Source organism: Paenibacillus sp. SZ31, assembly GCF_012912005.1.
In the GTDB taxonomy this organism is placed as follows: Bacteria; Bacillota; Bacilli; order Paenibacillales; family Paenibacillaceae; genus Paenibacillus.
On record NZ_JABBEA010000004.1, the window covers coordinates 476,007 to 485,600 of the forward strand.

Below are 9,594 nucleotides of genomic sequence, written 5' to 3' on the forward strand. Positions count from 1 at the left end.
ATGTTACCTCCTAACCTCACTATCGAGAGATGAGTAGATGACGTGACCTTCGTCGTTCAATCCTTTTATGTCCCATATCATCTCGTGAATCGGCTGCTGGATTACCGCATACCACAACCTGCCGTTGGATTGATCGGAAGATGATTCCACGATTTCCGCTTCCAACCGTGAAGAGGCCCGATTTGGTTCGTAGCGAATATGCACCTGGGTAATGTCAGCATCGTGGAGATACCCGTATATAATATAGATCATTTTCCCTTTAGACTCCTCGTATCCTGATATATGAGAAGTAAGCGGCTCGGCCGGATTATCCTGCAGACCACCACCTATTTTAGCCAGTTCAGTGAACCACATCTTTTGCTGGATCAAAGCAGGAGTCAGGTTATTCGTAGTGAGATCCTGATATAAAACCAATTGTGTTCGCGGTTCAAAAGTTGTAACTAGCTTTACCTGTTCTGGGGGAATACCTTTTTCGCTTAAGATTGTGTCGATGTCCTGCGGACCACAAGAGCGTATCAAAAACAGAGCGACCAATACAAAGAACAACACGTACGCTACCCGTTGACGGTTGCTTGTCTTGGGCATAGATTAACCTCTCCTTAAAATTGAATCTCTATAAACAATTAATTATCGTAGAAATGGTATGTCAGATAGTGCTGCTCCGAAGTAATTTACCAGCATCCATGCAGCGATCCATAACAATGGCAACTGCATGATCCAGTAAGGAAAGATGTATCTTTTCTCATGATAAGAAACCCATCCCGAAACCAAAGCCGCTATAACACAGAGTGGGTATGACATCAGTATATCGCCCTCCAAACGACTTGCCACCTGATACTCAGAAGGAGTGGGTGCAGCGAGCGACATTCCCATGGCAAATGCGATCAACGGCCAGATTAGTAATGTCAGACCGTATATTAAGGTGAAAATCATGATGTACAAAAAACTTCTTTCTTTACTTCTTCTTATATCTTTGCTCAACAATCGAACTCTCTCCCATGCGTTCATTTTATTTTTAAAAAAAACGGCCAACTGCCGCCTACTCTCAACTAACTTTCACTTCTTATAATAATTCATTACCCGCAAGCGAGTAGTCAGAATTAAGGTCTGAGGAATGAGCACAAAGACAATATACATAAGTACAATTAACCAAAGATGTGCGGCAAAATGTTCTGCACCGAACGATGGTTTCGGACGTTCAATCCAATACCACCAACACGGGATGGCAATAAACCATGTCAATCCCGTCGAGACGAACAAGTCCTTCACATCGCTCCATAGAAAGCAGAACAGCGCGACGAACAAGATGGGCATAATCCATGAATCTAATATTGGCCCCCAGCTCTGGAATACAAAGATAATAGCAGGATATAAAAGATTGATGGTCCAGCGCCATATGTTCTTAGTATAAAGATTCATAATGCTTCTCACCTCATTACATAACGTTGCTATTGTGCGTGAAAATACAGGCTAAAAAAAATAGCGAAGATATGTACTCTCGATTTTAAAAGGTTATTCAATTACATGCTGGGAAAGAAATGAAGAGAATAAGCATCATTTTGGATAATATAGCTCATACTACCTTCAGGAAATTATCGAAGGAGTGACAGCATGAGGTTAAAAAGGTTCATCGCCATTGGAGCTGTGTTAACTTGCTCAACTTTGTTATGGGGATGTGGTAACGGCACTGCGAATAATGCTTCTCAGCAGCAGAATGACACCGTTCGGTCGGAGAGTTGGAGCGATCCCAAACGACTGGAAGCTTCCCACCTTGAGGCACTTGAGCGTATGGAGAAAGACCATATTCACCGAATGGTTTCGCTTAGCGCAAGTACAGACGGGGACAAAGTAATGACCACACTTGAACGATCGAGCCAAAAGTTGGAGGAGATGAGACCCCTAGCAGAAATGCTCCAGCATGAAGGACATCCAGCATTATTACAGCGAATTCAAGACATGTCCGGTGATATCCAGGGTTCCAAATCCGTCATTGCTGAGATGAAAAATCTGCCTCAGGACGGTAAAATTAAGATTCAGTCCGAGAACTCCGATTCTTTGCATCACATCAGCAGCTTCCGCGATTACCACCAGTATATTCAGGGACAAGTGCACTCTTTAGACGGTAAATCTACGCAAATGTCCCACTAACTCTAAAGATAGTTCAGAGAATCGTTACAGTCGGAATACAATAATCCGATGGTTAACGGTTCTTTTTTATTAACTTCATATTGTTATCCCTCTTCGCTACAACTTCATTCCACCCACAACGATACCCAGATGAACATGCTAAATAACAAAACCGGCGTAAGTGCGCCTGTCGCTAATATGATCCAAAGTGTCGCGGGCTTGATCCTTTGGCAGTATGCATCGACCTTGCGCATCCGATCTTTGCGCCACTTGGCGAACCTGAGCTGTCTGATTATCCGACCCAGAACTATTTGCCGCTGCTCGCCCTCTTCCACATCTTCGATCGCACGCCGCAACTCCTCATATAATTGAGCCTCTTCCTGCCCAGCCGCTGTAACTGTAATCATCTGATCCTTCCTCCCATGAGAACATTATTGAGATACAGCCCCTCACCTAATCAAACCATCTTCAATACGCCTGTATTCCATGTCACTACCTTCCTCACTAAACCACTACTTAAATAACACATTACAGACCTTCAAGGTTTGGAGTTTTTTCAAAAAAGGAAAAACCAAAAAGCCCGGGCATGGCCCGGGCTTCGTTGAATCATATCAGAACTATTAATCTGACTGCGTTTAGCTCGCGTTAGCGATCAATTCATTCAGGCATACTGCACCTTGTGCACGCACATTAACGACAATAATCGGCGTGTCCAACATGTCGTGCATCCAAGACATATACTCTTCTACTTTTTCGTTCGGAAGTATCGTCAGAATAACCCCTGCGAATCCACCACCATGAATACGACAAGCGCCATCACCCAGGTTTTGCAGATAATTCTCGGTCAGTGCCAACGCGATGCCAATCTCCTGTTCCTTCACAGCACCACTCTGATATACATTCTGCAACCACTTCCATGACGAGTTACCGGACGCCGTAATCAGTTTCAAGAAATCAGCAAAACGTCCATCACGCAACGCCTGAACCTGACCATCGACACGATTGTTTTCTTCCAGGAAATGAAGCGCACGCAACACGGCACGATCGCCAGCAGCTTCACGAACCTTCTTGAGGTTCGCATAAATTGCGTCTGCTGTAATTTCCCGAACATACTCACTGCCCAGTGCCTGAGCAACCGCTCTCATCTCATATGGCACAGCAGCGTAATCTTCTGTCAGATCAGCGTGGTTACCGCCCGTATTCACAATGACCAATGAGTATCCGTTTTGTTGGAAATCCCACTGAACAGGCTCGATGACTGGCTGTGCAGGATTTTCAAAATCAATAGCAATGAGTCCGCCGTACGCACAAGCCATCTGATCCAGCAGACCGGAAGGTTTGTTCCAATAGTGATTCTCCGCATACTGACCGATTTTGGCCAAGGTCACAACATCCAGTTCTCCATCGTTATAGAAATGATTCAAAATCGTACAGATCAGCATCTCAAATGACGCCGAGGAACTCACCCCTGATGCAGAGAACACATTACTTGAGAGGTACGCCTGGAAGCCGCCTACCTTATATCCGAATTCTCCAAATCCTGCAGCCATACCGCGAATCAATGCTGTTGTGCCATCGTCTTCCGTATTTGGCGTGAGGTCCGTGAGATCGATTACATATTTCTTGTCATAGCCTTCTGAGTAAAACGTAATAACCGACTCCGCAGTTGGTGCAGCCACCGCAAGTGTATCCAGCGTAATGCTGCCCGCCAGCACTTTACCATGGTTATGATCCGTATGATTGCCGCCAATCTCGCTACGTCCTGCTGCGCTGAACAACTTGCTTCCCTCTTGCGGGCCGAAGTACTCTTCGAACGTTGCGTTCAGCTTTGTGTAACGTGCAGTCTGTTCCTCTACTTGTGATTGTCCATACATTTGGGCAAGTAACGCTTGGCCCTCCGTGGATTGGATCAGATTCAATGGTTGTGTCGTCATTAATAATCCTCCTATGGATGTGCAGCTTTTATTTTTTGGCTGTTGGTGAACATGGTTGTCGCATCTATTTCATGTCTTATTCCTCTCCCATTATCTCAGCTTCGTAGCTGAAAAGGTAGGGTAGAATTGAAAGTTTGTAAGCGTTTTGTGAAGTTATTTATTGTAAAAATAGGATTGAAAACCATTTTAGAATAACTTAAATTTGGTTTAAGTGAAAACACATTATCTTCCAGTCTTAAATTTGCTATGCTTTACATCTTAATGGTGGAGGGAACGATGAAAATTAGGTCGAACTATACCAAGTTATTCGGTGCATCTTCGCTTACATTTTTGGGTGATGGACTTACACTTGCTGCGGTCCCTTGGTTAATTTCCACACTAACGAGCGATACGCTGTATGCCTCTGTCACGATGACGGCACTTCGTTTACCCTGGCTACTCTTCAGTCTGCCCGTGGGTGTTCTCATCGACCGTTACTCACGCAAACATATGCTGATTGGGGCAGGCTTTACGCGAATGATCCTTCTACTTGCTCTGACGTTATGCATCTGGGGAGGATGGGTGAGCATTCCGATTCTGGCTCTGTTCATGTTTGGAATTGGCCTGAGCCGAGTTGTATTCGACAGTACAGTGCAGACGGTCATCCCACAACTAGTAGATGAAAGTAAGTTGGAAAAAGCCAACGGGCAATTCACCGCGGGACAGTTAATCACAAGTGATATTATGGGCGTTGCTCTGGGAGGGTTTATCATAACCCTGCATATTGTTTTTCCTTTTGCCATAGACGCCGTAACGGCTGTTATTGCTCTGCTCTTTTTAATTAGTTTGAAGGGAAACTTCTACCCAGGGGATACGGAAACAACCAAGAAGGTAGTTCGCCCGATGAAGAATTGGAAACGCGAGATGTGGTCCGGTATTCAATATGTCTATCATGATCGTTTTCTCCGCGGACTAGCTATTCTATCTGTCACCATTACGCTGATGTATTCGATCGCTCTGTCTACTCAGATCTTTTTTGTACGAGATGTGCTTCAGTTGGATGCTTTTGCATTTGGTATCCTCATCTCCATTGCAACAATCGGCAGCATCGTGGGGAGCCAGGCTGTTGCTTATATGCGTAAGAGATGGAGTACAAAACAATTGATTATCTCTTCCATTTTGTGCATGGGAATCATATACGGTGTGGTGGGTCTAACTACAAATGCGTATATGGTAGGCGGACTGTACTTCTGTGCTGCATTTTTCATTATTGTCTACAATGTTACGCGTTCCTCCATCCTGCAACGTTCCGTTCCTAATGAGATGCTTGGCAGGGTTGGAAGTGTGTTTCGCTTTTTGTCCTTTGGCATTAGTGCCATTGGTACGCTTCTCGGCGGGTTATTGGTGCGGGTTAGTGAAACGACATTTGATCGCGTATTCTCGCTGCAACTCCCTTATCTCTTGTTAAGCCTGATCTATATCCTGTCTAGTCTGATATTCGCAATGAAGATGCAGAATCATTCAGAGAGCCAGCAGCGTAACATCAACGCTTGACTGTTACGTTAGGTCATACTTGATAATGATCTCAAGCTTACATGAAGGAGAGATTAAGGATGAAAATTACCGCTTTACGTTCAGATCAAATCTATGAGGAGATCATCCAGGTTGCACCCGATGAGAAATTGGAGTTATACCGCGAGCGAATGATGGGTCCTTTCATGAACAAATGGAACATACAACAGATCCCGTTTCGCTCTCATGAGCCTCACGGCTTCGATGTGATCATGATGAATAACTTTATGAATATTGCTCCCGCAGATATCACACCTGAGATTAACGAATCGTTAGCAGCGATTTCGTCTGAAGCATTTTGGCAACAGTGTCATGAAGCCGTTTGTACGAGTCTATCCACCTTTACAGATCACGGGATTGAGCTATCGGTCTCCGAATACCTATATACGATTTTATTAGGCGACAAGAACAGTCCTTCACTCACCATGAACGAAGGCATCAGCGGAGATGGTGGAATCCCGGGTTATATTATTGCGAACCTGATCCCCAATAGGTATACTCTACCTCGTATGCAATCCGTGTTAGCCCATGAATGCAATCATAACGTAAGGTATCAACATATCCAGTGGGATCAACATGTTACGCTTGGCGAAATGGTTGTTAGCGAGGGGCTGGCCGAGAGTTTTGCGACATCCCTGTATGGAGAAGAGTTGCTAGGCCCCTGGGTAGCTAAAACGGATATGGAGACTTTGAATAAAGTAATCAAACCGAAGATGAAAGACCAGCTGCATGTCACCGGTTTTGAGCAGATTAATCCCTATCTATACGGCGATGAACTTGCCATCATGCAAAACTTCACGCCCGTAGGTTTGCCCTATGCGGCTGGCTATGCCTGCGGTTATCACTTAATCCAATATTATCTGAACAAAACAGGTACACCGATTACCGAAGCAACCATCACTCCGGCAAGTGTCATCCTTGCTGAAACAAAGGAATTTTGGAATGAAGACACCCTATTTCACCGTTAAAGATATCATTCAGATTACTGGCATCACCAAACGCGCATTACATTATTACGATAAAACGGATCTATTGAAACCGAGCAAAGTCGAAGACAACGGCTATCGGTATTACGATCAAGAGGCACTGGGAAATCTGCAAATGATTCTCTTGTTCAAAGAAATGAATTTCTCATTGAAAGACATTGCAGCCATGATGCAACTTTCCAAAGACGAACAGAAAGATATCCTGAGAGAGCACCGCAGTACACTGGTTCAACGAAAACAAAAACTCGAAACCATCATCAACCAGTTGGACGAGTATGTGGATGGGACGGATATCTCTCATCTTCATCTGTTTGACGATTCCCCCATTCTGTCCATTCAAGAGCAATATGAATCCGAGGCAAAGTTCATCTACGGAAATACCGAGAAATATCAGGAATTCGAAGCTAATGTGAGCCAGCTGTCTGCGGAAGAGCAAGAACAAGCCTACCTGCAGTTCTCGATCAATATGGAACAGGTATTTCGGGAGTTGGCAAAGCATCAGGAGTTGTCTCCTGCTTCTGGTGAAGTACAATCGTTAGTGCGTGAATGGAAGAGTTGTCTGGAACAGTTTATGAGCTGTGATGCTGAGATTTTGAGATGTATCGCAGAAGCCTATACGACGGATCGCCGTTATGTGGGTTATTTTGATCAGTTTGGCGATGAGGACTTTTTGAGGTTTTTGTATCAAGCGATTATGGTTTATGTGGAGGGTGGGGGAAGACCTTTGAAACCCGATTCCTAGTATTAGGATGGTTTCAAAGGTCTTGAGCTTCATAACATAGCCTGTTTATCCATCCGCTGCCGCTGGACCTCATCGAGATATCGAGTGAATTGAGATTCGCCTGAGTAGCTCAGAAATAACCACTCCAACGCTCGCGTCATCCCGATATAGAAACGAGAGACTTCCCGTTCATCAACTTCATTTGCTTTGCCTGCTTTACGTGGCATGGTCTCAATCGAAATCATAAACACTGCTCTGAAATCCAATCCCTTAGCACTGTCTATTGTCAGAACTTTAATACTTTCCTCTTCCCGATTAAAGTTCGTTTTAGATAGGTCATTCTGGGTTACCCAATTATACGGTAGATGATTTTCGTCCAGAGCTTTTCCCAATTCTTCGATACTGTTGACTTGATTAGACTCCTGTACCCTGTACAAAATGGCAATGTCCTTAAGAGCGAACGATTTTTCACGCCGTAAATAGTCTATCGATTTGGCAACAAAAGCCATCTCTGCTTGTGTACTTTTACTGCGATAAATTAGAGGCTCTGGACCTTTACGATTCGTAAACTGAGGCGGTATAATCTCAATTGCATCAGCCCCGGTGCTGATAACTTTCTGTTGCAACTTAGACTGGTCTTTATATAATTCTCACGCAAATTGAACAACCTGTGCCGTATTCCTTTTTGGTATCTTGGAACGTCCCCGGAAGTCTAATCCTGTATCTTGAGCCAAGCTATTTTTTTGTTTGAAAATGGTTTGCGCCCGACCCTCCAGAAGCAGCAGCGACTGCGTCTCCTCATTGAAGCATGCGCTCACGAGCTTCAGCCAATCCGCATCAAAGTCCTGCCCCTGTCTCCACCGCCCGTATTTCGCAAAGTCCATTTGTCCCGGTTCACCTGATGCAGATTCCACTTCTAGACAAGAAACCCTAAATCTGGTCCTATAATGACAAAATCCGGTCTGCTTCCACGAATTTCAGGTTCATATACGATATAGTCTTTTGGGAGGTGTTTCTTCAAGGTATCCAATAATAGTTTTTTCTCCTACTGTCTCTTTCTCGGGAATAGCTTCTTTCAATGTATTTTCCATGTATAAATTTCTTGATTCCAGTCAAAATACATTATATACAAAAAAACAATACTAAATAATAAATTTATTTATGAATCTTTACTTGAATAGTATTTCTGCAGACGAAAAAAGCTGCGCGATCCCCAATTGGTATCGCTGCAGCACCGCTAGCTTTAGCTTTAAAAGTTTCCTCTTCAATCAGCTGAAACCAAAGTAATCCTTAGAATACCTAGATCTCAATTTATTTAAAGCTTTTGATTCAATTTGACGGATACGTTCCCTTGTAACACCATATATAGCTCCAATTTCTTCTAGTGTTTTTTGTTTCCCATCAAGAAGACCATACCTAAACTCTAATACTTGCTTTTCTTTTGAATTAAGTATTGAAAAAGCTTCATATAACATATATTTTAGATTGCTTTTATAAATTCTAAGCATTAGTTTTTCCTTCTGATCCCCATAGTCACTTAGTAAGCAATCATCAAAACTTATTAACTGTTCAATACTCAATGGATCCTCTAGTATTTTAAGGTACCAAATAGCCCTATTTTTATCAATATTCAGCTGTTTAGCTATACATTCAATTAGATTAATACAATTTTCGCCACTAATACATTGAGAACAATCATGGCTTCTTTTTGTATTGACTACTATTAACAGTTTTTCTCTAACATGTGCTGGAAAAGTATAAAACACCCTGCTAATACCTTGTGTTTCACGAGCAATGTATTGTCGTACCCACCAAGTAGCATAGGTTGAGTACTTTAAATTCTTATCAACTGGAATTTTTTCCACAGCTAGCAACAACCCTATATTAGCATTTTGAATAGTTTCATCTAGTGGGTATCCGAATTTTTCATGATTCCGGAGTGCTATTCTAAGAGCAACCTTCAAAAACATAGTTACCATACGCTCTTTGGCGAATTGATTACCTTCCTTAACATGATGAATAAGAAGTGCCTCCTCTCCTTGTTGAGGAGGCATAATTAACTTTATTTTTTCAATATACCCGCTTAATGTCTCATCAATAGTAAGGACTTTTTTATATAAAGAGTTATAATTTATCTGAGATTTATCATATCTCTGATTTCCGATATTTTCATAATTAGCTGTGTTTTCTTCTTTAGTTATGACGAATTGTAATATGAAGTGCGACACCTACTGGAAATAAATAAAAAATGGCCCATGGCCGGATTCGTGTAGAA

The 9,594-nt window shown here is 42.9% G+C and carries 12 protein-coding genes; 4 read left to right on the forward strand and 8 right to left on the reverse strand.

From position 1 onward, the window contains the following. Positions 1 to 3: 3 nt before the first annotated feature. The 3 genes from HF638_RS11980 to HF638_RS11990 form a co-directional block, all read right to left on the reverse strand. On the reverse strand, positions 4 to 585 hold the full coding sequence (locus HF638_RS11980; protein ID WP_169480387.1) for a hypothetical protein: 582 nt from the start codon (positions 583 to 585) through the stop codon (positions 4 to 6). A 42-nt stretch (positions 586 to 627) separates the two neighbouring features. Further along, complete coding sequence (locus HF638_RS11985; RefSeq protein WP_169480388.1) at positions 628 to 984, reverse strand: hypothetical protein; 357 nt, start codon at positions 982 to 984, stop codon at positions 628 to 630. Positions 985 to 1,056: 72 nt separating this feature from the next. Beyond that, positions 1,057 to 1,419 carry a hypothetical protein gene (locus HF638_RS11990; RefSeq protein WP_169480389.1) on the reverse strand — a complete coding sequence of 121 codons (363 nt, stop codon included), beginning with the start codon at positions 1,417 to 1,419 and terminating at the stop codon, positions 1,057 to 1,059. 192 nt (positions 1,420 to 1,611) lie between these two features. Here HF638_RS11990 and HF638_RS11995 point away from each other — a divergent pair, with 192 nt between their 5' ends. Beyond that, positions 1,612 to 2,148 (forward strand): hypothetical protein, encoded by a 537-nt coding sequence (locus HF638_RS11995; RefSeq protein ID WP_169480390.1) that lies wholly within the window; start codon positions 1,612 to 1,614, stop codon positions 2,146 to 2,148. A 104-nt stretch (positions 2,149 to 2,252) separates the two neighbouring features. Here the strand turns inward: HF638_RS11995 and HF638_RS12000 are convergent, their stop codons facing one another. Further along, positions 2,253 to 2,534: a hypothetical protein gene (locus tag HF638_RS12000; RefSeq protein ID WP_169480391.1), complete on the reverse strand. Its 282-nt coding sequence runs from the start codon at positions 2,532 to 2,534 to the stop codon at positions 2,253 to 2,255. Positions 2,535 to 2,762: 228 nt separating this feature from the next. After that, positions 2,763 to 4,061, reverse strand: a complete 1,299-nt coding sequence (locus HF638_RS12005; protein WP_169480392.1) for a galactokinase — start codon at positions 4,059 to 4,061, stop codon at positions 2,763 to 2,765. 276 nt (positions 4,062 to 4,337) lie between these two features. Between HF638_RS12005 and HF638_RS12010 the strand changes: the two genes are divergently transcribed. From HF638_RS12010 to HF638_RS12020, 3 genes are read left to right on the forward strand one after another with little or no spacing between them, the layout of a single operon-like run. After that, positions 4,338 to 5,594, forward strand: a complete 1,257-nt coding sequence (locus tag HF638_RS12010; protein WP_169480393.1) for an MFS transporter — start codon at positions 4,338 to 4,340, stop codon at positions 5,592 to 5,594. A gap of 59 nt (positions 5,595 to 5,653) precedes the next feature. Next, positions 5,654 to 6,580: a DUF2268 domain-containing putative Zn-dependent protease gene (locus HF638_RS12015; protein ID WP_169480394.1), complete on the forward strand. Its 927-nt coding sequence runs from the start codon at positions 5,654 to 5,656 to the stop codon at positions 6,578 to 6,580. Further along, a complete protein-coding gene (locus HF638_RS12020) occupies positions 6,555 to 7,340 on the forward strand; it encodes a MerR family transcriptional regulator (protein ID WP_169480395.1) in 786 nt (261 codons plus the stop codon). Before HF638_RS12015 ends, HF638_RS12020 begins: the two co-directional genes overlap by 26 nt. Positions 7,341 to 7,369: 29 nt before the next feature. On the opposite strand, the gene HF638_RS12025 is transcribed toward HF638_RS12020, so the two are convergent. The 3 genes from HF638_RS12025 to HF638_RS12030 form a co-directional block, all read right to left on the reverse strand. Continuing rightward, on the reverse strand, positions 7,370 to 7,945 hold the full coding sequence (locus HF638_RS12025) for a 3'-5' exonuclease (RefSeq protein WP_248278113.1): 576 nt from the start codon (positions 7,943 to 7,945) through the stop codon (positions 7,370 to 7,372). Positions 7,946 to 7,969: 24 nt separating this feature from the next. Further along, positions 7,970 to 8,233, reverse strand: a complete 264-nt coding sequence (locus HF638_RS28565; protein ID WP_248278114.1) for a hypothetical protein — start codon at positions 8,231 to 8,233, stop codon at positions 7,970 to 7,972. A gap of 354 nt (positions 8,234 to 8,587) precedes the next feature. Continuing rightward, positions 8,588 to 9,547 (reverse strand): sigma-70 family RNA polymerase sigma factor, encoded by a 960-nt coding sequence (locus HF638_RS12030; protein WP_169480396.1) that lies wholly within the window; start codon positions 9,545 to 9,547, stop codon positions 8,588 to 8,590. Positions 9,548 to 9,594: the final 47 nt, after the last annotated feature.

Bases quoted from the DNA above. Each gene is read 5' to 3' on its own strand.
- HF638_RS12020 (WP_169480395.1), top strand. From the start codon at position 6,555: ATGAAGACACCCTATTTCACCGTTAAAGATATCATTCAGATTACTGGC.
- HF638_RS12005 (WP_169480392.1), bottom strand. From the start codon at position 4,061: ATGACGACACAACCATTGAATCTGATCCAATCCACGGAGGGCCAAGCG.
- HF638_RS11995 (WP_169480390.1), top strand. From the start codon at position 1,612: ATGAGGTTAAAAAGGTTCATCGCCATTGGAGCTGTGTTAACTTGCTCA.
- HF638_RS11990 (WP_169480389.1), bottom strand. From the start codon at position 1,419: ATGAATCTTTATACTAAGAACATATGGCGCTGGACCATCAATCTTTTA.
- HF638_RS12010 (WP_169480393.1), top strand. From the start codon at position 4,338: ATGAAAATTAGGTCGAACTATACCAAGTTATTCGGTGCATCTTCGCTT.
- HF638_RS11980 (WP_169480387.1), bottom strand. From the start codon at position 585: ATGCCCAAGACAAGCAACCGTCAACGGGTAGCGTACGTGTTGTTCTTT.
- HF638_RS12015 (WP_169480394.1), top strand. From the start codon at position 5,654: ATGAAAATTACCGCTTTACGTTCAGATCAAATCTATGAGGAGATCATC.
- HF638_RS12000 (WP_169480391.1), bottom strand. From the start codon at position 2,534: ATGATTACAGTTACAGCGGCTGGGCAGGAAGAGGCTCAATTATATGAG.